This is a genomic window from Streptomyces sp. NPDC012474, assembly GCF_042955185.1.
Classification (GTDB): Bacteria; Actinomycetota; Actinomycetes; order Streptomycetales; family Streptomycetaceae; genus Streptomyces; species Streptomyces cahuitamycinicus.
This window is the reverse complement of sequence record NZ_JBIBEP010000009.1, coordinates 278,199-293,674: the sequence shown is the minus strand read 5'-3', so window position 1 is coordinate 293,674 and position 15,476 is coordinate 278,199. Positions and strand designations below refer to the sequence as shown.

Genomic DNA, 15,476 nt, shown 5'->3' with positions numbered 1-15,476 from the left:
TCCAGGCTCCCGTGCGGCGCGTCCGGAATCGTCGTCGCGACTGACGAACCCGCGGTACATCGAAGGATGCAGTCGGGGACCCTCCGCGGGGATCACGCGCAGGGCGCGACGGCCGTGTTGGATGGTGACATGGCCGTACGACTCCCCCGTCCCCGCCGTTTCGACGTCCACGTCGCGCTGGGCGGCCTGCTCGGCGGGCTGCTGCTGTGGGGCGTCGGTCTGGCCACCCGGCCGCACACCGAGCCGTACGTGCTCCTGCCGGGGCGCTGGCCGCTTCTGCTGCCGCTCGTCGTCATGGCGGGCTGCGAGCTGCTGCGCCGGGCCGCCCCCCGCACCGCTCTGCTGATCGGCACGCCCGCGATCGTCCTGGACACCGTCACCCAGGGCAACCTGGTGACGATCCTGATGTACACCGACCTGATGTACGCGGCCGTCCTGTACGGTCCGCCCGCCTCGGCCCACCGCATCCCGCGGATCACCGGGCTGCTCACGGTGGCCGGAGCCGTGGTGCCGTTCGCGGTCTGGCGCGAGCCCGAGGCGCTGCTGATCGGTGTGATCACCGGCCTCGTCACCTTCGCCCCCGCCGCCACCGGCCTGATCGTCCGCAACCACCGCGACGCCGCCGAGGCGGCCCGGCTGCGCGCCGAGCAGACCGCGCTGCTCGCCGAGATGGACCGCACCCAGGCGGTCACCGCCGAACGTGCCCGGATGGCGCGCGAACTGCACGACCTGGTCGCCAACCATCTGTCCGCGATCGCCATCCACTCCACCGCCGCGCTGTCCCTCGACGATCCGAAGACCTCCCAGGAGGCGCTCGTGGTCATCCGGGAGAACAGCGTGGCGGGGCTCGCCGAGATGCGGCGGCTGATCGGCATCCTGCGCGACAGCAGCGGCGACGCGGAACCGTCCGTCGCCCCCACGCTCGACGGTCTCGGTTCACTCGTGGAGGGTGCCCGCGCCAACGGCCTCGACGTCACCCTCGACGTCGAACGGAGCGAGGTGCCCGCACCCGTCGAGCTCGCCGCCTACCGCATCGTGCAGGAGTCGCTGACCAACGCGCTCAAGCACGCCGCCCCGGGCCCGGTCACGGTGTCACTCGCCCGGCGGGACGGCTCACTCGTCGTCGGCGTGAGAAGCCCCTACGGGGACCGGGACGCCCCGCGCGCTCCCGGCTCCGGCGCGGGTCTGGTCGGCATGAGGGAACGCGTGGCCCTGCTCGACGGCACGTTCGAAGCCGCCCCCGAGGACTCACCCGAGGGCAAGATCTGGGTGGTCCGCGCCATCCTCCCCGTCAGCCACAGCCTCGAAGGAGACACCGCATGATCCGCGTCCTGGTCGCCGAGGACCAGTCCGCCGTCCGCGCAGGGCTCGTACTCATCCTGCGCAGCGCGCCCGACATCGAGGTGGTCGGCGAGGCGGCGGACGGCGAACAGGCCGTGGCGCTGGCCCACGAGCTGCGGCCGGACCTGGTGCTGATGGACATTCAGATGCCGCGTCTGGACGGGGTGTCGGCGACCCGGCAGGTCGTCGGGGAACGGCTGGCGGATGTGCTGGTGCTGACCACCTTCGATCTCGACGAGTACGTCTTCGGGGCGCTGCGGGCGGGCGCGTCCGGCTTCCTGCTGAAGAACACCGAGGCGACACAGCTGCTGGAGGCCGTGCGGACGGTCGCGCGCGGGGAGGGGCTGATCGCCCCGGCGGTCACGCGGCGGCTGATCGCGGAGTTCGCCGCGAAGCCCGCCCGGGAACCCGCGGCCGATCCGACGGTGCTCGAACAGCTGACCAGGCGGGAGCGCGAGGTGCTGTCCTGCCTCGGCCAGGGTCTGTCCAACGCGGGCATCGCGGAGCGGCTCGACATGGCCGAGGCGACCGTGAAGACCCACGTCAGCAGGCTGCTGGGGAAGCTGGAGCTGCGGAGCCGGGTGCAAGCCGCGGTGCTGGCCCAGGAGTTGGGTGTCTGAACCGCGTTCGACGCTGGTGGTCCAGACCTATTGACCGGTGGTCCAGACCTTTCTATTCTCACCGCACCATGAGTGGGCGTGAGGCTCAGTCACGCCCCCACAACTCCATCAAGGAGGCGCAGCATGCGCTTCGGACACAGAGCCGTGGCAGGGTTCGCGACCCTGTTGCTCCCGCTGGCCGGCCTCGTAGGCCTGGCGAGCCCGGCCCAGGCCGCGACGTCCGCCACCGCCACCTACGCCAAGACCCAGGACTGGGGCTCCGGCTTCGAAGGCAAGTGGACGGTGAAGAACACCGGCACCACGGCCCTCAGCTCCTGGACCGTCGAGTGGGACTTCCCCTCCGGTACCTCCGTCACCTCCTCCTGGGACGCCGACGTCACCTCCTCCGGCACCCACTGGACCGCCAAGAACAAGTCCTGGAACGGCACCCTCGCCCCCGGCGCCTCCGTCTCCTTCGGCTTCAACGGCAGCGGCTCAGGCTCCCCGGCGAACTGCGAGCTCAACGGCGGCAGCTGCGACGGCGGCACCACCGAACCCGGTGACAGCGCGCCGAGCGCCCCCGGCACCCCGACCGCCTCGGACATCACCGACACCTCGGTGAAGCTGTCCTGGTCCGCCGCCACCGACGACAAGGGCGTCAAGAACTACGACGTCCTGCGCGACGGCTCCAAGGTCGCCACCGTGACGGGCACCTCGTACACCGGCACCGGCCTCACCGCCGGCACCGACTACTCCTACTCCGTCCAGGCCCGTGACACCGCCGACCAGACCGGCCCGGTCAGCGGCGCCGTCCGGGTCCGCACCACCGGCGGCACCACCGAGCCGCCCACCGGCGACAAGATCAAGCTCGGCTACTTCACCGAGTGGGGCGTCTACGGCCGCAACTACCACGTCAAGAACCTGGTGACCTCAGGCTCGGCGTCGAAGATCACCCACATCAACTACGCCTTCGGCAACGTCAAGAACGGCCAGTGCACCGTCGACGACACCTACGCCGCCTACGACAAGGCCTACACCGCCGACCAGTCCGTCAGCGGCACCGCCGACACCTGGGACCAGCCGCTGCGCGGCAACTTCAACCAGCTGCGCCAGCTGAAGGCCAAGTACCCGCACATCAAGGTGCTGTACTCCTTCGGCGGCTGGACCTACTCCGGCGGCTTCGGCCAGGCGGCGCAGAACGCGGCCGCGTTCGCCAAGTCCTGCAAGGCCGTGGTCGAGGACCCGCGCTGGGCCGACGTCTTCGACGGCATCGACATCGACTGGGAGTACCCGAACGCCTGCGGCCTGACCTGCGACACCTCGGGTCCGGCGGCGTTCAGGAACCTCTCCCGGGCACTGCGTGCCGAGTTCGGCCAGGACTACCTGGTCACCGCGGCCATCACCGCCGACGGCTCCTCCGGCGGCAAGATCGACGCGGCCGACTACGGCGGCGCCGCCCAGTACCTCGACTGGTACAACGTGATGACGTACGACTACTTCGGCGCCTTCGACAAGGACGGCCCGACCGCCCCGCACTCCCCGCTCACGTCCTACCCGGGGATCCCGCAGGCGGGCTTCAACTCGGCCGACGCGATCGCCAAGCTGAAGGCCAAGGGCGTCCCGTCCGAGAAGCTCCTGCTCGGCATCGGCTTCTACGGCCGCGGCTGGACCGGTGTCACCCAGTCCGCCCCGGGCGGCTCGGCCACCGGCGCGGCACCGGGCACGTACGAGGCGGGCATCGAGGACTACAAGGTCCTGAAGAACTCCTGCCCGTCCACCGGCACCATCGCCGGCACCGCGTACGCGCACTGCGGCAGCAACTGGTGGTCGTACGACACTCCGGCCACGATCGCCGGGAAGATGAGCTGGGCGAAGAACCAGGGGCTCGGCGGCGCGTTCTTCTGGGAGTTCAGCGGTGACACCGCGAACGGAGAGCTGGCGACCGCCATCGACAGCGGCCTGTCGTAAACAGATTCGGCGGATGACGCCACGTTGACGTCTCCCCGGACTTCATCCGGGGGGAACCACACACAGCGAGTGAACGTGGCTACGCCACGTTCACTCGCTGTCCGGGCGGGGCTGCCTCGAGCCACGCGAGGAAACCGGTCAGCGCGTCTTCGCTCATCGCGAGTTCCAGACGCGTGCCCCGGTGCAGACAGGCCAGGATCACATGGTCGGAGAGGAGCGCCAGCTCCTCCTCGCCCTCCGGGACCCGGCGGCCGGCCACCTCGATCGCGGACCGTTCCAGGGTGCGGCGGGGTCGCGGGGAGTAGGAGAAGACGCGGTACCACTCGACGCGGTCCCCGTTGTACCGGGCCACCCCGTACGCCCAGCCCTTGCCGTCGGTGTCACCCTCGGCCGGGGCGTCCCAGCGCAGGCTGGCGTCGAAGGTGCCGCCCGAGCGCTGGATCAGCCGGCGGCGCAGACCGAAGACGAACAGGCCCACCACCACGAGGGCCACCACGATTCCGCACACAGTCAGAGCGAGGACCATCGACACCGACCTCCTCGTCTCCTAGGTAACGGAACGTAAAAATCACCCACATCCGCCTCAGCCGCGGCTGGGTCCGGATCTCTCCGGTACCCAGCCGCGGCTGAGTGACGTCATCACACGGCGGACTCCGGTCAGCGCGCCGCCGTGGCAGCCCGCAGACGGACGTCCGCGCGGCGCCGGGCCTCCGCGTCGTCATCCGCCTTCGCGCGCTCGAGCTCCTGCTCCGCGCGCTGGACATCGATCTCGTCCGACAGCTCGGCGACTTCCGCCAGAAGCGAGAGCTTGTCGTCCGCGAACGAGATGAATCCGCCGTGGACCGCGGCGACGACCGTCCCGCCCTCACTCGTACGGATGGTCACCGGGCCCGACTCCAGCACACCGAGCAGCGGCTGGTGACCGGGCATGACGCCGATGTCGCCGGACGTGGTGCGCGCGACGACCAGGGTGGCCTGGCCGGACCAGACCTCACGGTCGGCCGCGACCAGCGCGACGTGCAGCTCAGCAGCCAAGGGTGGCTCCTCGGGTCACCACCCGGCGTGGGTGCCGGGTGTTGGTTACAAGTCTAGTAGGCGTGGCAGAGGGGGCGGGACGAACCCCGCCCCCTCCGACGAGCACGGGGCTCAGGAGACGCCGAGCTCCTTCGCGTTCTTCTTCAGGTCCTCGAGACCACCGCACATGAAGAACGCCTGCTCCGGGAAGTGGTCGTACTCGCCGTCGCAGATCGCGTTGAACGCGGCGATCGACTCGTCCAGCGGCACGTCCGAACCGTCCACGCCGGTGAACTGCTTGGCGGCGTGGGTGTTCTGGGACAGGAAGCGCTCCACGCGACGGGCACGGTGGACGACGAGCTTGTCCTCCTCGCCGAGCTCGTCGATACCGAGGATCGCGATGATGTCCTGCAGGTCCTTGTACTTCTGCAGGATGTTCTTCACGCGCATCGCGGCGTTGTAGTGCTCCGCCGAGATGTACCGCGGGTCGAGGATGCGGGACGTCGAGTCCAGCGGGTCCACGGCCGGGTAGATGCCCTTCTCGGAGATCGGACGGGAGAGCACCGTCGTCGCGTCGAGGTGGGCGAAGGTGGTGGCCGGGGCCGGGTCGGTCAGGTCGTCCGCGGGGACGTAGATCGCCTGCATCGAGGTGATCGAGTGACCACGGGTCGAGGTGATGCGCTCCTGGAGGGTGCCCATCTCGTCGGCCAGGTTCGGCTGGTAGCCCACCGCGGAGGGCATACGGCCGAGCAGGGTCGACACCTCGGAACCGGCCTGGGTGAAGCGGAAGATGTTGTCGATGAAGAACAGCACGTCCTGCTTCTGGACGTCACGGAAGTACTCCGCCATCGTCAGGCCGGCCAGGGCCACGCGCAGACGGGTGCCCGGGGGCTCGTCCATCTGGCCGAAGACCAGGGCGGTCTTGTCCAGAACGCCGGACTCTTCCATCTCCGCGATGAGGTCGTTGCCCTCACGGGTGCGCTCGCCGACGCCCGCGAAGACGGAGACGCCCTCGTGGAGGTTGGCGACACGCATGATCATTTCCTGGATCAGCACGGTCTTGCCGACACCGGCACCACCGAACAGACCGATCTTGCCGCCCTTGACGTACGGGGTGAGCAGGTCGACGACCTTCAGGCCCGTCTCGAACATCTCGGTCTTCGACTCGAGCTGGTCGAACGCGGGGGCCTTGCGGTGGATGGACCAGCGCTCGCCCTCGTGCACCTCGTCGCTGTTCAGCACCTCACCGAGGGTGTTGAACACCTTGCCCTTGGTGAAGTCGCCGACCGGGACGGTGATGCCCGCGCCGGTGTTGGTCACCGGGGCCTGGCGGACCAGGCCGTCGGTGGGCTGCATGGAGATGGCGCGGACCAGGCCGTCGCCCAGGTGCTGGGCGACCTCGAGGGTCAGCGTCTTCTTCTCGCCCGCGAGCGCCGGGTCGGCGACCTCGACGTGAAGGGCGTTGTAGATCTCCGGCATCGCGTCGACGGGGAACTCCACGTCGACGACCGGGCCGATGACCCGCGCGACGCGGCCAGTGGCCACGCCAGCAGGAGCGGTCGGCTCAACAGTGGTGGTCATTTGTCAGTCACTCCCCGCGGTCGCGTCGGCCAGGGCACTGGCGCCACCGACGATCTCGCTGATTTCCTGGGTGATTTCGGCCTGGCGGGCCTGGTTGGCAAGCCGGGTGAGCGTCTCGATGAGCTCTCCGGCGTTGTCGGTGGCCGACTTCATCGCGCGCCGCGTGGCGGCGTGCTTGGAGGCGGCCGACTGGAGCAGCGCATTGTAGATGCGGCTCTCGACGTAGCGCGGCAGCAGGGCGTCCAGGACGTCCTCCGCCGAGGGCTCGAAGTCGAACAGCGGGAGGATCTCGCCCTTGGGCTTCGCCTCCTGCTCGACCTCTTCGAGGCTGAGCGGCAGCAGCCGCGCCTCGATCGCCGTCTGCGTCATCATCGACACGAACTCGGTGTAGACGATGTGGAGCTCGTCCACGCCGCCCTCGGCCGTCTCCGTCTCGATCGCCTCGATCAGCGGGGCCGCGACCTTCTTGGCATCCGCGTACGACGGCTCGTCGGTGAAGCCCGTGAACGACTCCGCGATCTTGCGCTCGCGGAAGTTGTAGTGGGCGACACCGCGGCGGCCGACGATGTAGCTGACGACCTCCTTGCCCTCGGCCTCGAGCTTCGCCGTGAGCCTCTCCGCGGCCTTGATGGCGTTGGAGTTGAAGGCGCCGGCCAGACCGCGGTCGCTCGTGAGGAGCAGGACCGCGGCGCGGGTCGGGTTCTCGGGCTCGGTCGTGAGCGGGTGCTTGGTGTTCGATCCGCCGGCGACCGCCGTGACCGCGCGAGTGAGCTCGGTCGCGTACGGGGTGGAGGCCGCCACCTTGCGCTGCGCCTTGACGACGCGCGAGGCGGCGATCATCTCCATCGCCTTGGTGATCTTCTTGGTCGCGGTGACGGATCGGATGCGACGCTTGTAGACCCGGAGCTGGGCTCCCATGAGTCAGGTCCCTTCCGTCGTCACTTACCGGCAGCCGGGGTGTCCTCGCCGAGCAGCTTGCCGTCGGAGGTCTCGAACTGCTTCTTGAACTCCACGATGGCCTCGGCGACGGCCTGAAGGGTGTCGTCGGACATCTTGCCGCCCTCGCGGATGGAGGTCATCAGGCCCTGCTCCTTGCGGTGCAGGTACTCCAGCAGCTCCTTCTCGAAGCGGCGGATGTCGGCGACGGGGACGTCGTCCATCTTGCCGGTGGTGCCGGCCCAGACGGAGACGACCTGGTCCTCGGTGGCCATCGGCTGGTACTGCGCCTGCTTCAGCAGCTCGACCATGCGCTGACCGCGCTCCAGCTGCGCCTTGGACGCGGCGTCCAGGTCGGAACCGAAGGCGGCGAACGCCTCCAGCTCACGGAACTGGGCGAGGTCCACGCGCAGACGGCCGGAGACCTGCTTCATCGCCTTGTGCTGCGCGGAACCACCGACTCGGGAGACGGAGATACCGACGTTCAGCGCGGGGCGCTGACCGGCGTTGAACAGGTCCGACTCCAGGAAGCACTGGCCGTCGGTGATGGAGATGACGTTGGTCGGGATGAACGCCGAGACGTCGTTGGCCTTCGTCTCCACGATCGGCAGACCGGTCATCGAGCCGGCGCCCATCTCGTCGGAGAGCTTCGCGCAGCGCTCCAGCAGACGGGAGTGCAGGTAGAAGACGTCACCCGGGTAGGCCTCACGGCCCGGCGGGCGGCGCAGCAGCAGCGACACGGCACGGTAGGCGTCGGCCTGCTTCGACAGGTCGTCGAAGATGATCAGGACGTGCTTGCCCTGGTACATCCAGTGCTGGCCGATGGCCGAACCGGTGTACGGCGCCAGGTACTTGAAGCCGGCCGGGTCGGACGCCGGGGCGGCGACGATGGTCGTGTACTCCAGCGCGCCGGCCTCCTCGAGAGCGCCGCGCACACCGGCGATCGTGGAGCCCTTCTGGCCGATGGCGACGTAGATGCAGCGGACCTGCTTGTTCGGGTCGCCCGAGCGCCAGTTGTCGCGCTGGTTGATGATGGTGTCGACGGCCAGGGCGGTCTTGCCGGTCTGACGGTCACCGATGATCAGCTGACGCTGGCCACGGCCGATCGGGGTCATCGCGTCGACGGCCTTGTAGCCCGTCTCCATCGGCTCGTGCACCGACTTGCGGACCATGACGCCCGGGGCCTGCAGCTCCAGGGCGCGACGGTCTTCGGTCTCGATCTCGCCGAGGCCGTCGATCGGGGTGCCGAGGGGGTCCACCACGCGGCCGAGGTAGCCCTCGCCCACCGCGACGGAGAGAACCTCACCGGTACGGGAGACCGGCTGACCCTCCTCGATGCCGCTGAACTCGCCGAGGACGACGCAGCCGATCTCGCGCTCCTCGAGGTTGAGGGCGAGACCGAGGCTGCCGTCCTCGAACTTCAGCAGCTCGTTGGCCATGACCGAGGGCAGACCCTCGACCTTCGCGATACCGTCGCCGGCGAAGGTGACCGTACCGACCTCCTCGCGCGAGGCCGCGTCCGGCTTGTACGCCTGGACGAAGTTCTCCAGCGCGTCCCGGATCTCCTCCGGCCGGATCGTGAGCTCCGCCATCTGGGTTCCCTGCTCTCCTTGTTGGGCCCGAAGTTTCACTTTGGGGGTCTGGGGGCGACCCCCAGGATTCTTCTGCACGGCCCAACCAGGGCCGTCGTAAGTACGTAGTGCCTATTGAGTTGCTGCTCAGCCGGCGAGCCGGCGGCTGGCGTCCTCGATGCGGTCCGCGAGGGAGCCGTTGATGACCTCGTCACCGACCTGCACCCTGATCCCGCCGAGGACCTCGGGGTCCACGTCCAGGTTGAGGTGCATCTTGCGGCCGTAGAGCTTCGCGAGGGCGGCGCCCAGGCGCTGCTTCTGCGGGTCGCTCAGCGGCACCGCCGAGGTGACGATGGCCACCATGCGGTCCCGGCGCTCGGCGGCGAGCTTGGACAGGGACTCCAGTCCCGACTCCAGGCTACGTCCCCGCGGCGCGGTCACAAGGCGCGTGACCAGACGCTCGGTGACCGGCTGGGCCCGGCCGCCGAGCAGGCTGCGCAGCAGCTCGCCCTTGGCCGAGGTGGTGGCCTTGCGGTCGGTCAGCGCGGCACGCAGCTCGGTGCTGCCGGAGACGATCCGGCCGAACCGGAACAGCTCGTCCTCGACGTCGTCGAGCTTGCCGGCCTGCTGCGCGGCGGTGAGGTCGGCGGTGTCGGCCAGCACCTCCAGGGCGTCCACCAGGTCACGCGAGCGCGACCAGCGGGAGCGCACCATGCCGGCCACCAGGTCGGCGGCCGGGCCGCTGACCTGGGTACCGAGCAGACGCTGGGCCAGCTCGGCCTTGGCCTCGCCGGACTGCGACGGGTCGGTGAGGACCCGACGCAGAGACACCTCGCGGTGGAGCAGAGCGGTGACGGCGGCCAGCTCGTCGGCGAGCGAGCCGGCGTCCACGGACGTGGAGTCCGTCAGCGCGTCGAGACGCTCACGTGCGGCTGCCAGGGCCTCGCGGCTCGCTCCGTTCATCGGCCGGCCTCGGCCTTCTCCTCGAGGTCGTCGAGGAACCGGTCGATCACGCGGCTCTGGCGGGCGTGGTCCTCGAGGGACTCCCCGACGAGCTTGCCGGCCAGGTCGGTGGCGAGCTTGCCGACGTCCTGGCGCAGCGCGGAGGACGCGGCCTTGCGGTCGGCCTCGATCTGGGCGTGACCGGCGGCGACGATCTCCTCGCGCTGACGCTGGCCCTCGGCCCGCATCTCGGCGATGAGCGTGGCGCCCTGCTCCTGCGCCTCCTGGCGCAGACGCGCGGCCTCGTGCCGGGCCTCGGCGAGCTGTGCCTTGTACTGCTCAAGGACGCTCTGGGCCTCGACCTTCATGGTCTCGGCCTCTTCGATACCGCCTTCGATCGCCGCGCGGCGCTCCTCCAGAACCTTGTTGATGTTCGGAAGCAGCTTCTTCCAGAAGAAGAAGAACACGATGGCGAAGGCGATGGTGCCGACGAGCAGCTCGGGGCCGGGAGGCATGAGCGGGTTCTGCTCTTCCTCGGCCGCCAGCTGCACCAGGTTGGCGATCACATCAGTGCCTTTCGTCGAAACGTGTCGGTGAGCAGGTGATTACTGACCGAACACGAACGGCATAACGATGCCGATGAGGGCGAGCGCCTCACAGAAGGCGAAGCCCAGGATCTGGTTGGCGCGGATCAGGCCGGCGGCCTCGGGCTGGCGGGCCAGGGCCTGGGTGCCGTTACCGAAGATGATGCCGACGCCGATGCCGGGGCCGATGGCGGAGAGGCCGTAGCCGATGGAGCCGAGCGAACCGGAGACAGCGGCGAGGGTCTCAGTGGCAGCCATGCTGTTTCTTCCTTCTCTTTCACGGACCGGCGGGGGTTGGCCACCGGACGTTCTTGGGATCTTGCGGGGGGTGAGGGGCTCAGTGGTGCTCGGCCAGAGCGCCCTGGATGTACGTGCAGGCGAGGAGTACGAAGACGTACGCCTGGACGGCCTGCACGAAGAGTTCGAAGCCGATCATCGCGACGGTCATGACGAAGGAGACACCGGCCGCCGGGATCATCCAGCTGTTCAGCAGGTACCAGGAGGCGACCGTGAACATGACCAGCATCAGGTGGCCGGCGAACATGTTCGCGAACAGTCGCACCGCGTGTGTGAACGGCCGGACGAGCAGGTTCGAGAAGAACTCGATGACCATCACGAGCGGCAGCACCGGGCCGAGCGACTTGTCGTAGCCGGTGATGTTCTTGAAGAACCCGACGAAGCCGTGCCGCTTGAAGGTCAGCGAGACCCAGGTCACGTAGACGATCGCGGCGAGAACCGCCGGGAAGGCGATGATCGACGAGACCGGGAACTGCGCGAGCGGGATCACGGACCAGATGTTCATGATCCAGATGAAGAAGAAGAGCGAGACCATCAAGGGGACGTACTTCTCGCCCTCCTTCTTTCCGAGGGTCTCGTAGACGATGCCGCGGCGGACGAAGTCGTAACCGGCTTCACCGACCATCTGCAGCTTGCCCGGCACCACCTTGGCCTTGCCGAAGGCCGCGTAGAAGAAGCCGATGACGAGGATGGTGGTGATGAGGGCAAGCAGCATCACCTTGTTGAACTCGAACCCTCCAACCGTGGCAATCGGCTTGAAGAGGAACGAGTGCAGGCCCGGTGCCGGAAAACCACACCCGTCGGACATGATCCGACAGCTCCAGTCAAAGGCGAGCTGGGTCTGGTCAGCACTCACCACGGGCTCCTTCGGCGTGACGCATAGGTACGGCAACCTCGTTGTGTCGGCGCGGCACGCAGCCGCGGATCGGCACCGGACAGGTGTTACGGATGTGAGGGCGGCTGAGGGGCATCGAGCCTCGCGTTCGAGCAGGCGTCAGCTCAGATGCCCGCGCCCGCGATGCCGCAGTTGGCACCGGACGATAGCAGGAGTTCCTACTGCCCTTTATCGCGCCCCTACCCGTCACGACGACGGTCCGGTCTTCTCGGGCTTCTCACTCTTCTCGGGTTCCGGATCGATGTAGAAGATCTTGGCCTTCATGTGCGCGCGAGCCTGCGCGGCCATCCACACGACCGTGGCGATGACGAGCCCGAGGGCGAACGTCTTCGCGTTGAAGAGAGAGGTGTCCTTGAAGAGGGCGACGAAGATCAGTAGAAGCAGCAGCTGGGCGACATAGAGCATCAGCCCCATGGCCTGGAACAACTGCGGAAGCGATTTTGCCGTCCACTGGAGAACGTACAGACCGACCCCCATGAAGAGGATGGCCAGTGCGGTGCCGACGGCCGCTCCGACGGCTCCCTTGCCTCCGGCCACCACGCCACTGACGGCGACCACCACCACACCGGCAGCGGCTGTGGGCACAGCGCACTGCAAGAGGTTCCGGGCGTCATTGGACGGCATGGCGGCAACTCCGCTTTCGCAGGGGGCAGGGGTGTCGTCATGGACGAGCGTAGCCCCGGGCTGAGTGGAGACCTCACGCCAACGGACCGTCGCACTGCGGTCCTTCGGCTCTATCCGGGGGTTCTCGTGAACCGTATCACAAACTATTTGATGCAGTCTTTACCTGGAGGTGTGCGGACTGTCACACATGAGAGTGACGCTGCGCGTCTGAGCGGGAAGGGTGCCGAGTTGTCTGGTATTGGGGCGCTTCGCACCCCCATCGCAACCCCACGACTTGGCAATGCTCTAGTCAGATTCTTACCTTGTCCCGGCCTTGCGCCGGTCGGTCAGGCGAGAACGGGGGCCGATGGCGGTCGCCCCGTTGGCACCGGCGACCCCGGCCACCACGGGGGCGCGCTCCTCGGCCCCGGCAAGGTCGTGCTGGTCCGCCGTCGCCGCAGGCGTCGAGACCTCCGGTGAGAGGGCCGCGACCGAGCCGCGACGCCGGTAGCGCGGCGGCACGAAGTGCTCCATCCAGCGCGGGGCACGCGGGGTGAAGCGCGGCAGCAGAAGCAGCAGCAGCCCGATCGCGCTGAGGAAGACCACACCCAGCACGATCCACATGGACGCCGAGTTGACCGAGTAGGCGAGGGCGCCGAAGGCGATCAGCGCCGACCAGAAGTACATGATGAGCACCGCGCGGCTGTGCGAGTGGCCGATCTCCAGCAGCCGGTGGTGCAGGTGACCGCGGTCGGCGGCGAACGGGGACTGGCCGCGCCAGGTGCGGCGCACGATCGCCAGGATCAGGTCCGCGGCCGGAATCGCGATGATCGTCAATGGCATCAGCAGAGGGATGAAGACGGGGAGCATCGCGTGGGTAGTCTCTCGCGAACCACCGAGATCGACGTTGAGCGCCTCCACGTCCAACTGGCCGGTGACGGACACCGCGCTCGCCGCGAGCACCAGACCGATCAGCATGGACCCGGAGTCGCCCATGAAGATCCGGGCGGGGTGCATGTTGTGCGGCAGGAAGCCGAGGCACATACCCATGAGCACCGCGGAGAACAGGGTCGCCGGGGCGGCCGCTTCGGCACCGTAGCCGTACCAGATCCGGTAGGTGTAGAGAAAGAACGCCGCTGCGGCAATGCACACCATCCCTGCCGCCAGTCCGTCAAGGCCGTCCACGAAGTTGACCGCGTTGATGGTGATGACCACAAGCGCCACCGTGAGCAGGTTGCCCTGCCACGGAGTGACGGACACTGTCCCCACCCCGGGGATGGGCAGCCACAGGATGGTCAAGCCCTGAAGAATCATGACGCCGGCTGCGACCATCTGGCCGCCCAGCTTGATCAGAGCGCCCAGTTCGAACTTGTCGTCCAGCACCCCGATCAGCCAGATCACCGCCGCCCCGGACAGCAGCGCCCGGGGTTCGTTCGACGTCTCGAAGACCTGGCTGAGGTTGGTCAGGTGGTCGGCGACCAGCAGGCCGGCGCACAGGCCGAAGAACATCGCGATACCGCCGAGGCGCGGAGTGGGCTCCCGGTGCACGTCACGTGCCCGGATCTCCGGCATCGCTCCGGCCACGATCGCGAACTTACGTACCGGCCCTGTCAGCAGATACGTCACCGCGGCCGTGATGCAGAGCGTCAGGAGGTATTCACGCACGGGCTTCCCCACAGGTCTCGCTGGCCATCACAGCCCCACACCCTAGCGATGCGCGCATATGAGTGGGGACTTCCGGGTAGCGACGATGGTTGCACGAGTGGCTGTGCACCCTGATGCGCTTACCCCGACTCAAGCGGGATACGGCGGAAATCCACCGGCCAGCTCCCGCACATCTTCACGTGCTCTTGAGGTCTCCGTCACGCCCCCGAGCACCCCGGCGAGCAGCTCGGCGATCCGGGCCATCTCCCTGTCGCCCATGCCCTGCGTGGTGACCGCGGCCGTGCCGAGCCGCAGCCCCCGGGCGTCGCCGTGCGGCAGGGCACAGCAGTCCATGACCAGGCCTGCCGCGGCGAGACGGCCCCGGGCCGTGCGCCCGTCGGCGCCGAGGGGCGCCGGGTCGGCGGTGATCAGGTGGGTGTCCGTGCCGCCGGTGGTGACGACCAGGCCCGCCGCGGCCAGCCGGGCCGCCAGAACCCGCGCATTCGCCACCACCTGATGGGCGTACGCGGCGAACGCCGGTGTTGCCGCCTCCCCGAACGCGACCGCCTTGGCGGCGATGGTGTGCATCTGCGCACCGCCCTGTGTGAAAGGGAACACGGCCCGGTCGACCCGCTCGGCCAGCTCGCCCCGGCACAGGACCAGCCCGCCGCGCGGACCCCGCAGCACCTTGTGGGTGGTCCCGCAGACGATGTCCGCGTACGGCACCGGATTCGGCGCCGCTCCCCCGGCGACGAGCCCGAGGGGGTGCGCGGCGTCCGCGATGAGGTACGCGCCCACCTCGTCGGCCACCTCGCGGAAGAACGCGTAGTCGAGGTGCCGGGGGTAGGCGATCGAGCCGCACACGATCGCCTTGGGCCGGCGCGTGCGGGCCAGGGTGCGCACCTGCTCGTGGTCGATGAGCCCCGACTCGGCGTCCACGCCGTATCCGACGAAGTCGAACCAGCGGCCGGAGAAGTTGGCGGGCGAGCCGTGTGTGAGGTGCCCGCCGTAGGGCAGGCCGAGCGCGAGGACGGTGTCGCCGGGGCGGAGCAGGGCGGCGTAGGCGGCGAGCACCGCCGAAGAGCCCGAGTGGGCCTGGACGTTTGCGTGATCGGCGCCGAACAGGGCCTTCGCCCGCTCGACGGCGAGGCGCTCGGCCGCGTCGGCCATCTCGCAGCCACCGTGGTGCCGCGCCCCCGGGTAACCCTCGGCGTATTTGTTGGCGAGCGGTGACCCGAGGGCGGCCAGCACGGCCGGGGAGGTGAAGTTCTCGGCGGCGATCAGCTGGAGCGTGGTCGACTGCCGCTCCCGCTCGCCGAACAGGATGTCGGCGAGCTCGGGGTCCTGGCGGCGCAGGACGTCGGCCTCGATGGCAGGGGTGACCGTCATGATGGGCTCCGGGCGGCGCGTTTCTCTGGCGGTTCGCCTCCGGGCGCCTGAGTCGGTCTCGGCTCACTCGCCGTGGTGACGTACGTCCAATGTAGGCCCGGGGTCCCCGGGG

At 68.8% G+C, this 15,476-nt stretch carries 15 protein-coding genes; 3 read left to right on the top strand and 12 right to left on the bottom strand.

Annotated elements, in window-relative coordinates; all coding sequences use genetic code 11:
• Positions 1-129: 129 nt before the first annotated feature.
• The 3 genes from ACFY9S_RS21840 (at position 130) to ACFY9S_RS21830 (ending at position 3,908) form a co-directional block, all read left to right on the top strand.
• Complete coding sequence (locus ACFY9S_RS21840; RefSeq protein WP_391131045.1) at positions 130-1,323, top strand: histidine kinase; 1,194 nt, start codon at positions 130-132, stop codon at positions 1,321-1,323.
• The gene (locus ACFY9S_RS21835; protein WP_391131041.1) at positions 1,320-1,961 is read left to right on the top strand and encodes a response regulator; all 642 of its coding nucleotides are present in this window, start codon (positions 1,320-1,322) and stop codon (positions 1,959-1,961) included. The genes ACFY9S_RS21840 and ACFY9S_RS21835 overlap by 4 nt, the downstream gene beginning before the upstream one ends.
• A 123-nt stretch (positions 1,962-2,084) precedes the next feature.
• Positions 2,085-3,908, top strand: a complete 1,824-nt coding sequence (locus ACFY9S_RS21830; RefSeq protein ID WP_391131038.1) for a glycosyl hydrolase family 18 protein — start codon at positions 2,085-2,087, stop codon at positions 3,906-3,908.
• Positions 3,909-3,987: 79 nt separating this feature from the next.
• On the opposite strand, the gene ACFY9S_RS21825 is transcribed toward ACFY9S_RS21830, so the two are convergent.
• The 12 genes from ACFY9S_RS21825 to glyA form a co-directional block, all read right to left on the bottom strand.
• A complete protein-coding gene (locus tag ACFY9S_RS21825; protein ID WP_102908177.1) occupies positions 3,988-4,434 on the bottom strand; it encodes a DUF2550 domain-containing protein in 447 nt (148 codons plus the stop codon).
• Positions 4,435-4,565: 131 nt separating this feature from the next.
• Positions 4,566-4,943 carry a F0F1 ATP synthase subunit epsilon gene (locus ACFY9S_RS21820; protein WP_391131035.1) on the bottom strand — a complete coding sequence of 126 codons (378 nt, stop codon included), beginning with the start codon at positions 4,941-4,943 and terminating at the stop codon, positions 4,566-4,568.
• Between the two features lie 111 nt (positions 4,944-5,054).
• Entirely contained in the window at positions 5,055-6,503 is a 1,449-nt protein-coding gene (gene atpD, locus ACFY9S_RS21815) for a F0F1 ATP synthase subunit beta (protein WP_391131032.1), read from the bottom strand.
• 3 nt (positions 6,504-6,506) lie between these two features.
• Positions 6,507-7,421: a F0F1 ATP synthase subunit gamma gene (locus ACFY9S_RS21810; RefSeq protein WP_391131029.1), complete on the bottom strand. Its 915-nt coding sequence runs from the start codon at positions 7,419-7,421 to the stop codon at positions 6,507-6,509.
• Positions 7,422-7,441: 20 nt separating this feature from the next.
• Positions 7,442-9,031 (bottom strand): F0F1 ATP synthase subunit alpha, encoded by a 1,590-nt coding sequence (gene atpA / locus ACFY9S_RS21805; RefSeq protein WP_391131026.1) that lies wholly within the window; start codon positions 9,029-9,031, stop codon positions 7,442-7,444.
• Between the two features lie 126 nt (positions 9,032-9,157).
• On the bottom strand, positions 9,158-9,973 hold the full coding sequence (locus ACFY9S_RS21800; protein WP_391131023.1) for a F0F1 ATP synthase subunit delta: 816 nt from the start codon (positions 9,971-9,973) through the stop codon (positions 9,158-9,160).
• Complete coding sequence (locus ACFY9S_RS21795; RefSeq protein ID WP_386502860.1) at positions 9,970-10,518, bottom strand: F0F1 ATP synthase subunit B; 549 nt, start codon at positions 10,516-10,518, stop codon at positions 9,970-9,972. The genes ACFY9S_RS21800 and ACFY9S_RS21795 overlap by 4 nt, the downstream gene beginning before the upstream one ends.
• Positions 10,519-10,557: 39 nt before the next feature.
• Positions 10,558-10,794, bottom strand: coding sequence for an ATP synthase subunit C (locus ACFY9S_RS21790; RefSeq protein ID WP_010040161.1), 237 nt, complete (start codon positions 10,792-10,794; stop codon positions 10,558-10,560).
• A 79-nt stretch (positions 10,795-10,873) separates the two neighbouring features.
• On the bottom strand, positions 10,874-11,641 hold the full coding sequence (gene atpB, locus ACFY9S_RS21785; RefSeq protein WP_391131200.1) for a F0F1 ATP synthase subunit A: 768 nt from the start codon (positions 11,639-11,641) through the stop codon (positions 10,874-10,876).
• Positions 11,642-11,914: 273 nt separating this feature from the next.
• Positions 11,915-12,352, bottom strand: a complete 438-nt coding sequence (locus ACFY9S_RS21780) for a hypothetical protein (RefSeq protein WP_391131018.1) — start codon at positions 12,350-12,352, stop codon at positions 11,915-11,917.
• A gap of 297 nt (positions 12,353-12,649) precedes the next feature.
• Positions 12,650-13,996, bottom strand: coding sequence for an MraY family glycosyltransferase (locus ACFY9S_RS21775; protein WP_391131016.1), 1,347 nt, complete (start codon positions 13,994-13,996; stop codon positions 12,650-12,652).
• Positions 13,997-14,125: 129 nt separating this feature from the next.
• Entirely contained in the window at positions 14,126-15,364 is a 1,239-nt protein-coding gene (gene glyA, locus ACFY9S_RS21770; RefSeq protein ID WP_391131013.1) for a serine hydroxymethyltransferase, read from the bottom strand.
• Positions 15,365-15,476 lie beyond the last annotated feature (112 nt).